The organism is Pseudomonas sp. P1_F7 (assembly GCF_056405655.1).
Map to the genome: position 1 here is coordinate 186,410 of NZ_JBFUBR010000012.1, position 14,627 is coordinate 201,036.

At 59.9% G+C, this 14,627-nt stretch carries 14 protein-coding genes; 7 read left to right on the top strand and 7 right to left on the bottom strand.

Going from position 1 to position 14,627, the window contains the following annotated elements; genetic code table 11:
* Positions 1-7: 7 nt before the first annotated feature.
* Positions 8-1,345 (bottom strand): MFS transporter, encoded by a 1,338-nt coding sequence (locus AC1D1M_RS18870; RefSeq protein ID WP_477776798.1) that lies wholly within the window; start codon positions 1,343-1,345, stop codon positions 8-10.
* Between the two features lie 268 nt (positions 1,346-1,613).
* Here AC1D1M_RS18870 and quiC point away from each other — a divergent pair, with 268 nt between their 5' ends.
* Positions 1,614-3,515 carry a 3-dehydroshikimate dehydratase QuiC gene (quiC, locus tag AC1D1M_RS18875; protein WP_477776799.1) on the top strand — a complete coding sequence of 634 codons (1,902 nt, stop codon included), beginning with the start codon at positions 1,614-1,616 and terminating at the stop codon, positions 3,513-3,515.
* 102 nt (positions 3,516-3,617) lie between these two features.
* On the top strand, positions 3,618-4,295 hold the full coding sequence (locus AC1D1M_RS18880; RefSeq protein ID WP_057713206.1) for a TetR/AcrR family transcriptional regulator: 678 nt from the start codon (positions 3,618-3,620) through the stop codon (positions 4,293-4,295).
* A 79-nt stretch (positions 4,296-4,374) separates the two neighbouring features.
* Here AC1D1M_RS18880 and AC1D1M_RS18885 read toward each other — a convergent pair whose 3' ends face one another.
* From AC1D1M_RS18885 to AC1D1M_RS18895, 3 genes are all read right to left on the bottom strand, one after another.
* Entirely contained in the window at positions 4,375-5,229 is an 855-nt protein-coding gene (locus AC1D1M_RS18885; protein ID WP_477776800.1) for a shikimate dehydrogenase, read from the bottom strand.
* A gap of 5 nt (positions 5,230-5,234) precedes the next feature.
* Positions 5,235-5,675 carry a type II 3-dehydroquinate dehydratase gene (aroQ, locus tag AC1D1M_RS18890; RefSeq protein WP_102672596.1) on the bottom strand — a complete coding sequence of 147 codons (441 nt, stop codon included), beginning with the start codon at positions 5,673-5,675 and terminating at the stop codon, positions 5,235-5,237.
* A 140-nt stretch (positions 5,676-5,815) separates the two neighbouring features.
* Positions 5,816-6,727, bottom strand: a complete 912-nt coding sequence (locus tag AC1D1M_RS18895; RefSeq protein ID WP_477776801.1) for a LysR family transcriptional regulator — start codon at positions 6,725-6,727, stop codon at positions 5,816-5,818.
* A 226-nt stretch (positions 6,728-6,953) separates the two neighbouring features.
* On the opposite strand from AC1D1M_RS18895, the gene AC1D1M_RS18900 reads away from it, so the two are divergent.
* Together AC1D1M_RS18900 and AC1D1M_RS18905 are read left to right on the top strand one after the other, a co-directional pair.
* A complete protein-coding gene (locus tag AC1D1M_RS18900) occupies positions 6,954-7,382 on the top strand; it encodes a DUF4160 domain-containing protein (protein ID WP_477776802.1) in 429 nt (142 codons plus the stop codon).
* Positions 7,379-7,825, top strand: a complete 447-nt coding sequence (locus AC1D1M_RS18905; protein WP_477776803.1) for a DUF2442 domain-containing protein — start codon at positions 7,379-7,381, stop codon at positions 7,823-7,825. Before AC1D1M_RS18900 ends, AC1D1M_RS18905 begins: the two co-directional genes overlap by 4 nt.
* A gap of 54 nt (positions 7,826-7,879) precedes the next feature.
* On the opposite strand, the gene trmA is transcribed toward AC1D1M_RS18905, so the two are convergent.
* Together trmA and AC1D1M_RS18915 are read right to left on the bottom strand one after the other, a co-directional pair.
* Positions 7,880-8,959 (bottom strand): tRNA (uridine(54)-C5)-methyltransferase TrmA, encoded by a 1,080-nt coding sequence (gene trmA, locus AC1D1M_RS18910; RefSeq protein WP_477776804.1) that lies wholly within the window; start codon positions 8,957-8,959, stop codon positions 7,880-7,882.
* On the bottom strand, positions 8,956-10,251 hold the full coding sequence (locus AC1D1M_RS18915) for an NCS2 family permease (RefSeq protein WP_477776805.1): 1,296 nt from the start codon (positions 10,249-10,251) through the stop codon (positions 8,956-8,958). Before AC1D1M_RS18915 ends, trmA begins: the two co-directional genes overlap by 4 nt.
* A 223-nt stretch (positions 10,252-10,474) precedes the next feature.
* Here AC1D1M_RS18915 and AC1D1M_RS18920 point away from each other — a divergent pair, with 223 nt between their 5' ends.
* Positions 10,475-10,921 (top strand): DUF4879 domain-containing protein, encoded by a 447-nt coding sequence (locus AC1D1M_RS18920; protein ID WP_477776806.1) that lies wholly within the window; start codon positions 10,475-10,477, stop codon positions 10,919-10,921.
* A 68-nt stretch (positions 10,922-10,989) separates the two neighbouring features.
* On the top strand, positions 10,990-11,541 hold the full coding sequence (locus AC1D1M_RS18925; RefSeq protein ID WP_477776807.1) for a DJ-1 family glyoxalase III: 552 nt from the start codon (positions 10,990-10,992) through the stop codon (positions 11,539-11,541).
* A gap of 5 nt (positions 11,542-11,546) precedes the next feature.
* On the opposite strand, the gene AC1D1M_RS18930 is transcribed toward AC1D1M_RS18925, so the two are convergent.
* Entirely contained in the window at positions 11,547-12,797 is a 1,251-nt protein-coding gene (locus tag AC1D1M_RS18930; RefSeq protein ID WP_477776808.1) for an MFS transporter, read from the bottom strand.
* 392 nt (positions 12,798-13,189) lie between these two features.
* Here AC1D1M_RS18930 and AC1D1M_RS18935 point away from each other — a divergent pair, with 392 nt between their 5' ends.
* The gene (locus AC1D1M_RS18935; RefSeq protein ID WP_477776809.1) at positions 13,190-14,626 is read left to right on the top strand and encodes a cytochrome ubiquinol oxidase subunit I; all 1,437 of its coding nucleotides are present in this window, start codon (positions 13,190-13,192) and stop codon (positions 14,624-14,626) included.
* Position 14,627: the final 1 nt, after the last annotated feature.

Sequence of the window (14,627 nt, forward strand, 5' to 3'; positions counted from 1 at the left end):
GGGAACATCAGTCTTCTATTTTCGGAATCTTGCGCGGTGCCATGAAGTACATCCAGGTCAGTGCAATGAAGTACATCGCCGGAATGATGGTGAACAGCACGGTGTAGTTGTTGTTGGTGATGGTCAGGATGTGGCCGACCAGTTGAGTCATGAACATCCCGCCAATCGCCGCACACATGCCGCCGAAGCCGAACACCGTACTCATCATGTGCTTGGGCGTGTAGTCCATCACCAGGCTCCAGATATTCGCGGTCCAGGCCTGGTGWGCGCCGACGGCCAGGGAGATGGCGAATACGGCGACCCACAGGTTGCTGGAGCCGGCCGCCATGATCACGCCGATGATGCAGCAGGCGAACAGGAACATGGACATCAGTCGCGCCTTGATCGGGTTGACTCCGCGACCGATCAGGAACGAGGAGAGGATGCCGCCGCCAACGCTACCGAAGTCGGCAGTGAGGTAAATGATGATCAGCGGGATACCCATCTGGGTGACGTTGATGCCCAGGTTGTATTGCTGGTTGAGGAACGGCGGCAGCCAGTACAGGTAGAACCAGAACACCGGCGCCGTCATCGAGTAGGCGAGGGCGAAGGCCCAGGTGCCACGCATGCGAAGGATTTTCGAGAACGGCACGCGGGTTTGTTCCGGTTCGACTTCGTTCTGGATGTAGTCCAGCTCCGACTGTTTGACGCTCGGGTGGTCTTCCGGGTTGAAGTACTTCAGGCCCCAGAACAGCAGCCAGATCCCGCCCAGTGCCGACATGCACAGGAACGCGGCCTGCCAGCCCCAGACGTGCAGGATCAGTGGCAGCAGCATCGGGGTGAACATCGCACCGACGTTGGTGCCGGCGTTGAAAATGCCGGTGGCCACGGCACGCTCGCCAGCCGGGAACCACAGGCGCGTGGTTTTCACGCAGGCCGGATAGTTCGCCGCTTCGGTCAGGCCGAGGATGAATCGGCAAACCATGAAGCCGACCGCCGAAGTGGCCAGGCCGTGGGCGCCGGTCGCCAGGCTCCAGAGCAGCACCGCGCAGAAGAACACGCGTTTGACGCCGACCCGGTCGATCAAGCGGCCTTGCAACACGAAACCGATGGCGTAACCGACCTGGAACCAGAAGTTGATGTTGGCGTAATCCATCGCCGTCCAGCTCATTTCCTTGGCGAGGATGGGCTGCATCACGCCCAGGGCGGCGCGGTCGATGTAGTTCAGGGTAGTGGCGAAAAACACTAGCGCCAGCATGCCCCAACGGGTTTTGCCGACCGCCATGGCGCCGCGGATTTTGTCGCCGATGCCACCGGCAGTGACGTTCATGGCCGGAGCCATGCGTGAGCTTTGGGAAGGAATCATGTGTACCACCCGTTTTTTGAATTTGTTATTTGGTGTTTTGGACATCGCGGCCGGTGCTGCGTGTCCGGACTTAATGTGAGGACGATGTTGCGCAGTGAACAAAAAATCGTCAATTCGCTATCGGCCATTGTGTTCGATAATCGAACACAAAACTAACTGGGTAGTACACTTTAAATTGCCCTATGGACAACCCGGCTCAATAATCCGCTCACTCTTTTAAAAGCGGCGCAAATTCCCTGTAGCCGAAGCCTCCACCGGGAGCCGAAATATGCAGCGTTCCATTGCCACCGTATCCTTGAGCGGTACCCTGCCGGAAAAACTCGAAGCCATTGCCGCCGCCGGTTTCGACGGCGTCGAGATTTTCGAGAACGACCTTCTCTACTACGACGGCAGCCCGCGGGAAATTAAACAGATGTGCGCCGATCTCGGGATCGCCATCACTCTGTTTCAACCGTTCCGCGATTTCGAAGGCTGCCGCCGCGATCGATTGTCGCGCAACCTGGAACGCGCCGAGCGCAAATTCGACCTGATGCAGGAGCTGGGCACTGACCTGGTGCTGGTGTGCAGCAACGCCTCGGCCGAGTCCATCGGTGATGAACAGGTTCTGGTCGACGACTTGCGACTGCTGGCTGAGCACGCCGGGGCACGTGGCCTGCGCATCGGTTACGAAGCGCTGGCCTGGGGCCGGCATGTGAACACCTGGCAACAGGTGTGGAACATCGTGCGTCAGGCTGATCACCCAAGCCTTGGCGTGTTGCTGGACAGCTTTCACACCTTGTCGCTCAAGGGCGATCCAAGTGCTATTGCCGAGATTCCCGGCGACAAGATTTTCTTCGTGCAAATGGCCGACGCGCCGATCCTGGCCATGGACGTGCTGGAGTGGAGCCGGCATTTTCGCTGCTTCCCGGGCCAGGGTGAATTCGACTTGCCGGGGTTCCTCGCGCCGATCATCAAGAGTGGGTACACCGGGCCATTGTCGCTGGAGATCTTCAACGACGGTTTCCGCGCCGCACCGCCACGGGCTAACGCCGCCGACGGCTTGCGTTCGTTGCTGTATCTGGAAGAGAAAACCCGCAAGCGCCTGGCGCAGGAAGCCAAGCCCGCGGCCAACGCCGAGATTCTGTTCGAAACGCCCAAGGCCAGCGAGTACAACGGCATCGAGTTCCTGGAGTTTGCCGTGGACGAGAGCCTCGGTGCCAAGCTCGCCCATTGGCTGGAGCGACTGGGTTTCGTCAAGGCCGGGCAGCATCGTTCCAAGAGTGTCAGCCTGATGCGCCAGGGCGATATCAACCTGATCCTCAACTCCGAGCCTTACTCGTTCGGTCACAGTTTCTTCGAGGCCCACGGCCCTTCGTTGTGCGCTACTGCTGTGCGGGTCAAGGACAGCGCCAGTGCGCTGGCTCGAGCCGTGGCCTACAAGGGCCAGCCCTATCGCGGGCTGGTCGGCCCCAATGAACTGGAACTGGCGGCGGTGCGTGCGCCGGATGGCAGCCTGATCTATCTGGTGGACCAGGATGCCGACGTCTACGGCACCGACTTCAATCTGCTGGCGGATGCGCCGGTCAGCGGTGGCCTCAAGCGCATCGACCACATGGCCATTGCTCTGCCGGCCGACAGCCTCGACAGCTGGGTGCTGTTCTATAAGAGCCTGCTGGATTTCGAGGCGGACGATGAAGTCGTGCTGCCGGATCCTTATGGTCTGGTGAAGAGCCGCGCGTTGCGCAGCCGCGACAGTTCGATCCGCCTGCCACTGAACATTTCCGAGAACCGCAATACCGCGATCTCACACGCGCTGTCGAGTTATCGCGGCTCCGGTGTGCATCACATTGCGTTTGATTGTGATGACATCTTTGCCCAGGTCAGCCGTGCAAAAGAGGCGGGCGTGCCGCTGCTGGATATCCCGCTCAACTACTACGATGACCTGGCGGCGCGGTTCGATTTCGACGACGAGTTCCTCAGCGAACTGGCCTACTACAACGTGTTGTACGACCGCGATGCCCAGGGCGGTGAACTGTTTCATGTGTACACCGAGCCGTTCGAGGGGCGATTCTTCTTTGAGATCATCCAGCGTAAAAACGGTTATGCCGGCTATGGCGCAGCCAACGTCGCGGTGCGCCTGGCGGCCATGGCCAAATCCCGTAGCGGCGCATTGCGTCAGGCGAAGTTGTAGGAAATTCGTAAACGCGGGATTAAACGTGGGTCGCGCGGCTTCCTTCACCGTGTCGCGCGGCCCATAATCGCCAGCCTGTGCAGTGATGGCCGTGAGCCCGCAATGACAATGACCTCAGAACTCCCCGCAGCCTCCGTAGAACCTGGTGCCGAGCCGCGCAAGAGTCGCAAGAACAACCCGGAAAAGACCCGCGAAAACATCCTGCAGGAGGCGATTGTCGAATTCGTCCAGCAGGGGCTTTCCGGTGCTCGCGTCGATGCCATCGCCGAGCGCATCCACACCTCCAAGCGCATGATCTATTACTACTTCGGCAGTAAGGAACAGCTCTACGTCGAGGTGCTGGAGAAGCTTTATGGCGATATCCGCAACACCGAAAATCGCCTGCACCTGGCGGAGCTGGCGCCGGTCGAAGCCATTCGGCGGCTGGTGGAGTTCACCTTCGATCACCATGATCGCAACGTCGATTTCGTGCGCATCGTCAGTATCGAGAACATTCACAACGCCGAGTACGTGAAGCGTTCCGATGCGATCAAGGCGATGAACAACACTATCCTCGATTCACTGGGCGAGATTCTGCGTCGCGGCGCCGAGCAAGGGCTGTTCCGTACCGGTCTTGATCCGCTGGATGTGCATCTGTTGATCAGTTCGTTCTGCTTCTATCGCGTCTCGAACCGCCACACCTTTGGTGAGATCTTTCAGATTGACCTGCCGGACGAACGCATCAAGCAGCGTCATCGGGAGATGATTTGCGAGTCGGTATTGCGTTATTTGCAGGCTTGAAAAGATCGCAGCCTTCGGCAGTTCCTACGTAAATCGCATTGATCTGTAGGAGCTGCCGAAGGCTGCGATCTTTTGATTTTCAGTCATTCATGCTCTGGAAATGCTCAAGCATCCGCTGGGCATCCGGCACCACGCCGCTGAACAACTCGAACGCCTTCACCGCCTGAAACACTGCCATGTTGCCGCCGTCCAGCGTCCGGCAACCGAGGGCGCGGGCGTTGCGCAGCAGTTCGGTTTCCAGCGGGAAGTAAACGATCTCCGCCACCCACAATTCGGTCCGCAGCAACTCGACCGGCACCGGCATGCCCGGCAGTTTTTTCATGCCCATCGGCGTGGTGTTTACCAGGCCGTCAGCCTGGGCCGTGGCGCTCGGCAGGTCATGCCCGGCGACCGCCCGACCGACGCCGAAATGCTGATTGAGGTTGTCGGCCAGATCCTGGGCGCGGCGGATGTCCACATCGAAAATGCTCAGCTGTTGTACGCCTTCGCTCAACAACGCGTGGGCCACCGCCGCACCTGCGCCGCCAGCGCCCATCTGTACGACACGTTCAACGGCAACGCCCTTCAAGCCTCGGCGAAAACCCTCGGCAAAGCCCAGGCAATCGGTGTTGTGGCCGATGCGTTTTCCATCCTTGAGCACGACCGTGTTGACCGCACCGATACCGCGGGCCTCCGGCGAGAGTTCGTCGAGCAGCGGGATGATCGCCTGCTTGCATGGAAAGGTAATGTTCAGCCCGGTGTAGTTCATACGCTCGGCAGCCATCAACAGGTCGGGCAGGGCGTTGCTGTCGAGTTTCAACTGATCAAGATCAATCAGGCGATAGAGGTAACGCAGCCCCTGGGCATCGCCTTCGTGCTCGTGCAGCGCTGGCGTGCGGGAAGCCTGGATGCCGGCGCCGATCAGCCCGGCCAGTATCACGTGGTTCTGAGTCACGGCGATCACCCCTTCAAACGATGACTGAAGTGTTCCAGCGCCAGGCGATAGCCATGACTGCCAAAACCGGCCATCACCGCCGTTGCAATGGCGGATACGAACGAGTGGTGGCGGAAGGGCTCGCGGGCGTGAACGTTGGACAGGTGGACTTCGATCACCGGCAGTTCGCTGGCGACCAGGGCATCGCGGATGGCGACCGAGGTGTGAGTCCACGCGGCAGGATTGATGACGATCCCGGCACAGCGACCGCGGGCCGCGTGAATCCAGTCGAGCAATTCGCCTTCATGGTTGGTCTGGCGAAACTCCACTGCCAGGCCGAATTCTTCGGCGGCACGTGCGCACAGGGCCGAAATGTCTGCCAGGGTTTCGTGGCCGTAAGTCGCCGGTTCACGGGTGCCGAGCAGGTTCAGGTTCGGGCCGTTGAGCACCAGAACAATAGGGGACATCGGAATCTCTCCACTTATTATTTTTGGAATCGGCCGAGGACTTCAGCCTGTGGAGATAAATTGTACTAACTAGTTAATTTGGTCAATTGAAGTGACGACGCACTGACTGTTTGTGGGCGGTGATCGGACACTTTCGCAGGTCAGCGCGGCAGGTGCTCCACAAGGAAATCGATAAACGCCCTCAATCGCAGCGGCACATGACGACTTTGCGGGTACAGCAAGGTAAACGGCCGCGAGCGCCCGCCATAGGGCTTGAGCACTTCCACCAGCGAGCCGTCGGCCAGTTCCTTTTCCACGATAAAACGATAGGTCTGAAACAACCCCGCCCCGTGTTTGGCCAAGGTGACACCGCCCAGTACGTCGTCGGAACAGCTGAGGCTGCCCTCAGCCAGAATCTCCCGGGACACGCCTTCATCGTTGAACAACCAGGCAATGCGCCGGCCGCTACTGGGCAGTTCGTACTGAATGCATTCGTGGTGTTCGAGGTCGTCGAGGGTTTGCGGAGTGCCGGCCCGTTTCAGGTAGTCGGGGCTGGCGATCATCACCAGGGCGGCATCTTCCAGCTGTCGGGCGATCAGGCCGGAATCCGGGATGGCTCGCACACGAATCGCCATGTCGTAGCCTTCGCCGACGAAATCGATGTTGCGATTGCTGATGTGCGACTCGACCTTCACCGCCGGATAGCGCGCCCGAAACTCGGGCAACAGCGGCAGGATTCGATGATGCGCGTAGGTGGTCGGAATACTGATGCGCAAAGTACCGGACGGCACTTGCTGCTGGCCCATTACCTCGCGCTGGGCCTCGACCAGTTGCGCAAGGGCCTGGCGGCACTCCTCGTAATAGCGGCGACCACTGTCGGTTAGCTTCACGCTGCGGGTGGTGCGCGCAAACAGGCGCACGCCCAGGCGTTCCTCCATGCGCGACACCGAACGGCTCACGGCAGCGGGGGTGACACCCGCCACCAGCGCCGCGGCAGTAAAACTGCCGGCCTCGGCGGCCAGGCAAAACAGCTCAATGCTGCCCAACTGAAGATCGTCGAATTGTCGCTGCATGATTGATGACACCGGGGATCAAATGAAAGAACTGAATCAGTATTTATCAGGTGCCAGCGCCGTAATGAAAGGATTTCTTACCATTTTGCGTGGTGTTCCGCAGGGCCGGGAAACGCCAGGACGCTAGCCTGAGGACGCAAGAAATGATTCGACGGCCAATGCCAGCGGTCGGATTTTCCAGGGAATGCCGGATCCTCGGATTCATTAACCTAACGGATGGGTTAGCATGAAGGTATGCAATTACAAAGGACTGTCGGTAGTGATCATGTTGCGAGACGAGCATTGTCCGCCTCATGCGCATGTGGAGGCGGGTACGTGGAGTGCGAGATTCAGGTTCAGCTTTTGGCACAACGGTGTCGAGCTCTGGGATGTAGTTCCGCTATCGCGTCGGCCACCGTTGGCGGTGCTTGAGGGATTGCGCCAATCGCTCCAGCAACCTGCCCATTTGCGGCGCGCCCGGGGCATCTGGTGGCGAAAATTACAAACGGCCTGTCTTGATAATCAACTGTGGGACTGGCAAAGCAACGAAGTCGTTGTGGTGAAAAGGGTTGTCAGTACCACCAATATGATTGGATCGGCTTGCTACGAACCTGAATCGAACAAGACGTTGCTGTCCCTGATAGGTACACAGGAAAGTGTGGAGATCGAGTTATGAAAACGATAAAAGCCAAGGTTCAGGCCGATAGTCCCGTTACGGAAAGTAGCCTGGACAAAGCCATTGAACGTGGCGAACTACGTAGAAAAAATAGCTTGCAAGCGACAGCGGTTACCTACTTGGCCCCCTGTCTGGCCGTCAGCTTCGAAGACGGCAGCGGCGTATTGTTGCCCGTGGCCAACTATCCGGAGTTCGATGATTTTGAGGGCGGGGACTTCGCCAGTCTGACTGTCGGCTACGCGGGTACTGCCCTGTGCCATGAAGGCAAGGACCTGCATGTATCCATCGCCGGGATGATTTCTGCGAGCAAGCCGCTGATGGCCATGGCGGCCTCGGTTGTCGCTTCGCGCAATGGTCGCCAGAGCAGCGCCGCAAAGTCTGAAGCCGCGCGGGCCAACGGCAGGAAAGGCGGGCGCCCGCGCAAGGTCGATGTTGTCGTGTAAGTGTCCACAAAAAAGCCGTCGTGAAGACGGCTTTTTTGTGTCTGGCAGGAGCCATCAACGCCGGGTCAGCATCACCCCGGATTCCATGTGATGGGTCCACGGGAACTGGTCGAACATCGCGCACCGGGTGATGCGGTGGGTGTCGTGCAGTTGGGCGATGTTGGCTGCCAGGGTCTCCGGGTTGCAGGAGATGTACAGGATGTTGTCGAAGCGCCGGGTCAGCTCGCAGGTGTCCGGGTCCATGCCGGCGCGTGGCGGGTCGACGAACACGCTGCCGAACTCGTAGCTCTTGAGGTCGATGCCGTGCAGGCGACGGAACGGGCGAACTTCGTTCAGGGCTTCGGTCAGCTCTTCGGCGGACAAGCGCACCAGGGTGACGTTATCCACCGCGTTTTCGCTGAGGTTGCTCAAGGCCGCGTTGACCGAGGTCTTGCTGATTTCGGTGGCCAGCACTTTGCGCACGCGGGTGGCGAGGGGCAGGGTGAAGTTGCCGTTGCCGCAATACAGCTCCAGTAAATCGTCGCTGCGATCGCCAAGCGCGTCGTATGCCCAGTTGAGCATCTTCTGGTTCACCGTGCCGTTGGGCTGGGTGAATGCGCCTTCGGGCTGGCGATAGCTGAAGGTGCGGCCGCCGACTTCCAGCTTCTCGACCACGTAATCGTGACCGATGACTTCGCGCTTGCCCTTGGAACGGCCGATGACGCTGACGTTCAGGTCCGCCGCCAGTTTCGACGCCGCTGCGTGCCAGTGCTCGTCCAGCGGGCGGTGATAGCACAGGGTGATCATCGCATCGCCGGCCAGGGTGGTCAGGAACTCCACCTGGAACAGCTTGTGGCTCAGGGGCGCACTGGCTTGCCACGCTGCCTTCAGTTGCGGCATCAACTGGTTGATGCGCAGGCTGGCAATCGGGAACTCTTCGATCAGGATCGGCGTGCGTTTGTCTTCCTGGGAAAACATCGCGTAGTGACGCTCGCCGGCTTCACGCCACAGGCGGAACTCGGCGCGCAGGCGAAAGTTTTTCAGCGGCGAATCGAAAACGGCTGGCTCCGGTGCATCGAACGGGGCCAGCAGGTCACGCAAGCGCGTGACCTTTTCTTCGAGCTGAACGGCGTAGGCCTGGGAATCAAAAGTCATGCGTTGAACCAACCCAGCTTGATCACAAACAGAATCGACAGGATCACCAGCGCCGGGTTCAGCTCACGGCCACGACCGGACATCAGCTTGATGGCGGTCCAGGAAATGAAACCGAAGGCGATGCCATTGGCGATGGAATAAGTGAACGGCATGGCCAGCGCGGTGATCACCACTGGCGCGGCGACGGTGATGTCGTCCCAGTCTATTTCGGCCAGTCCGGATGTCATCAGCACGGCGACGAACAGCAGGGCCGGTGCAGTGGCGAAGGCTGGAACACTGGCGGCCAGTGGCGAGAAGAACAGCGCCAGCAGGAACAGGATCGCCACGACGATGGCAGTCAGGCCGGTGCGACCACCGGCACTCACGCCAGCAGCGGACTCGATGTAGCTGGTGGTGGTCGAGGTGCCCAGCAGGGAACCGGCCATGGCTGCAGTGCTGTCGGCGATCAGCGCGCGACCCATTTTCGGCATGTGACCGTCTTTGCGCATCAAACCGGCGCGCTTGGCGACGCCGATCAGAGTGCCGGAGTTGTCGAACAGGTCGACGAACAGGAAGGCGAAGATCACGCTGACCAGACCGATGTCCAGTGCACCCTTGATGTCCAGTTGCAGGAAAGTCGGGGCCAGGGACGGCGGCATCGACATCACGCCGCCGAACGGGGTGAAGCCCATCACGATCGAAGCGATGGTCACCACCAGAATGCCGATCAGCACCGCACCGCGCACGGCAAGGGCTTCGAGGGCGACGATCAGGGCAAAACCGAGGGTGGCGAGGATCGGAGCCGGTTGTTTCAGGTCACCGAGGCCGACCATGGTCGCCGGGTTGCTGACCACGATACCGGCGTTGTGCAGGGCGATCAGCGCCAGGAACAGGCCGATACCGGCAGCAATCGCCGAGCGTAGCGGCAGCGGGATGCTGTTGATGATCCATTCACGGATGCGGAAGATCGACAGCAGGAAGAAGCACACCGCCGAGATGAACACCGCACCGAGCGCCACTTGCCAGGTATGGCCCATGTGCAGGACTACGGTGTAGGTAAAGAAGGCGTTCAGGCCCATGCCCGGTGCGAGGGCAATCGGGTAGTTGGCGATCAGGCCCATGGTCGTCGAGCCGATGGCGGCGGCCAGGCAGGTGGCGACAAACACTGCGCCCTTGTCCATGCCGGTTTCGCCGAGGATGCTCGGGTTGACGAACAGAATGTAGGCCATGGCCAAAAAGGTCGTGACGCCCGCCAGAATCTCGGTCCGCACGTTGGTGTTGTGTGCCTTGAGTTGAAACAGCCTTTCCAGCATGTCTGCTCCCCGTGGCGCGCCGGGCGCCGTGAATGTATCGACCTCAACAGCAAAGCACAGGCAGCAGAACGCGCCTGGAATTTACTGTGGGCCGGAAAAAGCCGCGCATCATACCAGTAGCTTGGGAATATGGCTGCTTATGGCAGTGATCGTCGTCGATGTTTTGCGACAAAGCCAAGTGCGCCATACTGCGCGCTGGTTTTTTTGGGTGGAAAGGTCCTGAATGAAAAGGCGTCTGGTTAGCGTGCTCGGCGTATGGATGGCGTTGCTTCTCGGGGCACAAACGGCCACGGCGGTATCGGCTGCGCCACTGACGCAATTGAAAGTGCTCAAAGTCGCATCGCCGTCCTGTGGTGTCGAGAACATCGACGAAGGGCAAACCCGGACGCGCTGCGATCACAATGGCCCGAACATCACGGTGTACGTGCTGGAAGTGGGTTACGGGCGTGAGGCCCATGTCGCCCTCGACGGTTTCGAGGTGAACGGCACACGGACACCGGTTTGCGCATTCAAGAACGGCAACCTGACCAGTTGCACCCCCGGGGAAAAAACCGTCGGCTATTTGTACGCCCTCGATCTGGCTGGCAAGCAGGAAGGCACGCTGACCTTCAGCAATACCTCGATCAACGCGCCTGGCAATACGATGTCGACGCAACTATTCATCAAGTAACCACACGTCTCGAACAAGGGTCAGGAAAGCTGACTACGCTTAAAAGATCATTCTGTGGACAATACCTGATGACCTTTAGAGCCTTGATTGCCCTCGCCGAGGGCACCGATGACCTGCAAACCGTGACCCTGATCGACGTACTGCGCCGCGCCAAAATAGAAGTGGTGGTGGCCAGTATCGAAGGGCGGCGCATGCTCACCTGCGCCCGGGGCACTCGTTTGACGTCCGATGCGATGCTGGTGGACTTGCTGGCGCAGCCCTTCGACCTGATCGCCTTGCCGGGTGGAGCGGTGGGTTCGCAGCACCTGGCAGCCCACCAACCCCTGCAACAATTGATCAAGGATCAGGCGGCAGCCGGTCGCCTGTTCGCCGGTATCGCCGAAGCGCCCGCCGTGGCGCTGCAAGCCTTTGGTGTATTGCGTCAACGGCGCATGACCTGCCTGCCCTCGGCCAGCCATCAACTGTCGGGCTGTACCTTCGTCGATCAACCGGTGGTGGTCGACGGCAATTGCATCACCGCCCAAGGCTCGGCTGCCGCTTTGGCGTTTGCCCTGGCGCTGGTGGAGCAACTCTGCGGGAAAGCCACACGTACGGCGGTGGAGGGGGAGTTGTTGGTTTAGCCTGCTTAGACTTTCGCCTCTTCCTTCTCTTCATCTTTAGCCACGTGCATGCGATCGCGGCTCGCCAGTGTCGGGAACAGTTTGACCCACACCCCGGTTACCACCAGCGTGCCGATCCCACCCATGACCACTGCTGGCACGGTGCCGAACCAGTGGGCGGTCAGGCCCGATTCGAATTCGCCCAATTGATTCGAGGCACCGATGAACAGACCGTTCACGGCGCTGACCCGTCCGCGCATTTCATCCGGGGTTTCCAGTTGAACGAACGAGGCGCGGATCACCATGCTGATCATGTCTGCCGCGCCCAGCACTACCAACACCGCGAGGGAAAACCAGAACGAGGTCGACAGACCGAAGGCGATGGTTGCCACGCCGAAGACGCCCACGGCGGTGAACATCACCCGCCCGACGTTTCGCTCCACGGCAAACCGCGCCAGGAACAGCGACATCAGCAGCGCACCCACTGCCGGTGCCGAGCGCAACAGGCCCAGCCCCCACGGGCCGGTCAGCAGGATGTCCTTGGCGAACACCGGCAGCAACGCCGTCGCACCACCCAAAAGCACAGCGAACAGATCGAGGGAGATCGCCCCGAGAATGTCCGGACGACTGCGGATAAAGCGAATGCCCGCCAGCAGTGAATCCAGAGTGGCCTTGCCCTTGTTCAGCGGGGTTTGCCGGGCTGGCAGGTTGAGCATCAGCGAACAGGCGATGACATACAGCAGCACCGTCGGGCCATACACCCAGACGCTGCCGAAGGCGTAGAGCAAACCGCCGAGGGCCGGGGCGACGATGGTGGCTGATTGCTGAGCCGATTGCGCGGCGGCGACCGCACGGGGAAACAGCGCGCTGGGCACGATGCTTGGCAGAAGGGCCTGAGTGGTCGGCATTTCAAAGGAGCGGGCGGCACCGAGCAGAAAGGCCAGGATAAAGATCATTTCCCGGGTGACATGATCGGTGGCGCTGCCGATGGCCAACGACAGGGCGATCAATGCCTGCAGGAACTGGCATATCGCCGCGACCTTGCGCCGGTCATAGCGGTCGGCGACGTGCCCGGTGTGCAGCATGAACAGCACGCGAGGGGCGAACTCGACCAGGCCGACCAGACCCAGGTCGAGCACGTTGCCGGTTAATTGATACAGGTTCCAGCCGATGGCCACGGTGAGCATCTGGAAGCCGCTGGCGGTAAACACCCGGGCCAGCCAGAACGCGAGAAAAGGGCGATGGTGACGTAACAGCAAGGGCTCTTGGCTGGGCATCTGCGGGGAAATCTGGGGAAAGGGGAACGGCGAGATTATCACCAACCTGTAACAGGAAGTTGCCGTGACAAAAAAATTAGTTAGCCAGACATCGACTTTCTCCAGGCTTCCACTGGGAATGTGTTGCTGGCGATGACAAAAGCCGTGAGGCAACTTGTCACGCGGCAAAAGACCACGCGGTTCATCCCCGAAATTGGGACTACTCTTTCAACGTTGATTGATCCAGATCAAAACCCACAAAAGGAATTGATCCGGCGGCCGCAAGGCCAGATTCCCTGCGTTGTGATGCGTGCAAAAAAAGAACAAACAGAGATTCGCCACACTCCATATCCGTGGGGGCCGTGGGTGCAGGCTTCCAGCCAGCAGCCGTACTACCTGACAGAGGAAGACTTATGTTCGGTTTAGAGGCACTTGATCTCGCCCGAATTCAGTTCGCGTTCACCATCTCGTTCCACATCCTGTTTCCGGCCATCACCATCGGCCTGGCGAGTTACCTGGCGGTACTCGAAGGCCTGTGGCTGAAAACCCATAACGACACTTACCGTGACCTCTACCATTTCTGGTCGAAGATCTTTGCCGTCAACTTCGGCATGGGGGTGGTTTCCGGCCTGGTGATGGCCTATCAGTTCGGCACCAACTGGAGCCGTTTCTCGGACTTCGCCGGTTCCGTGACCGGGCCGTTGCTGACCTATGAAGTGCTCACGGCATTCTTCCTCGAGGCCGGGTTCCTCGGCGTCATGTTGTTTGGCTGGAACAAGGTCGGGCGTGGCCTGCACTTCTTCGCCACCGTGATGGTGGCCATCGGTACATTGATCTCGACCTTCTGGATTCTTGCCTCCAATAGCTGGATGCAGACCCCGCAGGGCTTCGAGATCGTCAACGGTCAGGTCATACCCACCGACTGGCTGGCGGTTATCTTTAACCCGTCGTTCCCGTATCGCCTGATGCACATGGCCACGGCAGCCTTCGTCGCCACAGCCTTCTTCGTCGGTTCTTCCGCGGCCTGGCATTTGCTGCGCGGCAAGGACAACCCGGCGATTCGCAAAATGCTCTCGATGGCCATGTGGATGGCATTGATCGTCGCGCCGATCCAGGCTGTCATTGGTGATTTCCACGGTCTCAATACGCTTGAGCATCAGCCGGCAAAAATCGCCGCGATCGAAGGCCACTGGGAAAACAAGGGCAACGAGGCGACTCCGCTGATCCTGTTCGGCTGGCCGGACATGAAGGAAGAAAAAACTAAATTCGCCGTCGAAATCCCTTACCTGGGTAGCCTGATCCTCACGCATTCCCTGGACAAGCAGGTGCCGGCGCTCAAGGAGTTCCCGCCTGAAGACCGACCGAATTCGACCATCGTGTTCTGGTCGTTCCGGATCATGGTCGGCCTGGGCTTCCTGATGATCTTCACCGGATTGTGGAGCCTGTGGCTGCGCAAGCGTGACAGCCTCTACACCTCGCGGCCGTTCCTGTACCTGGCGCTGTGGATGGGGCCGTCCGGCCTGATCGCGATCCTCGCCGGCTGGTTCACCACGGAAATCGGCCGTCAGCCGTGGGTGGTCTACGGCCTGATGCGCACGGCGGATGCGTCGTCCAACCATAGCTTCACGCAGATGAGCATCACCCTGATTCTGTTTGTCGTGGTTTATTTCGCGCTGTTTGGCGCCGGTCTTGGCTACATGATGCGCTTGGTGCGCAAGGGGCCGAAGACCGACGAAGGCAAGGAAACCAACGACGGAGGCCCCGGCCAGAAACGCACTCCGGCCCGTCCGCTGTCCGCAGCTGACGACGATCACGCCGATGCCGGCCACAGCCTGACCAAGGAGATTTGAA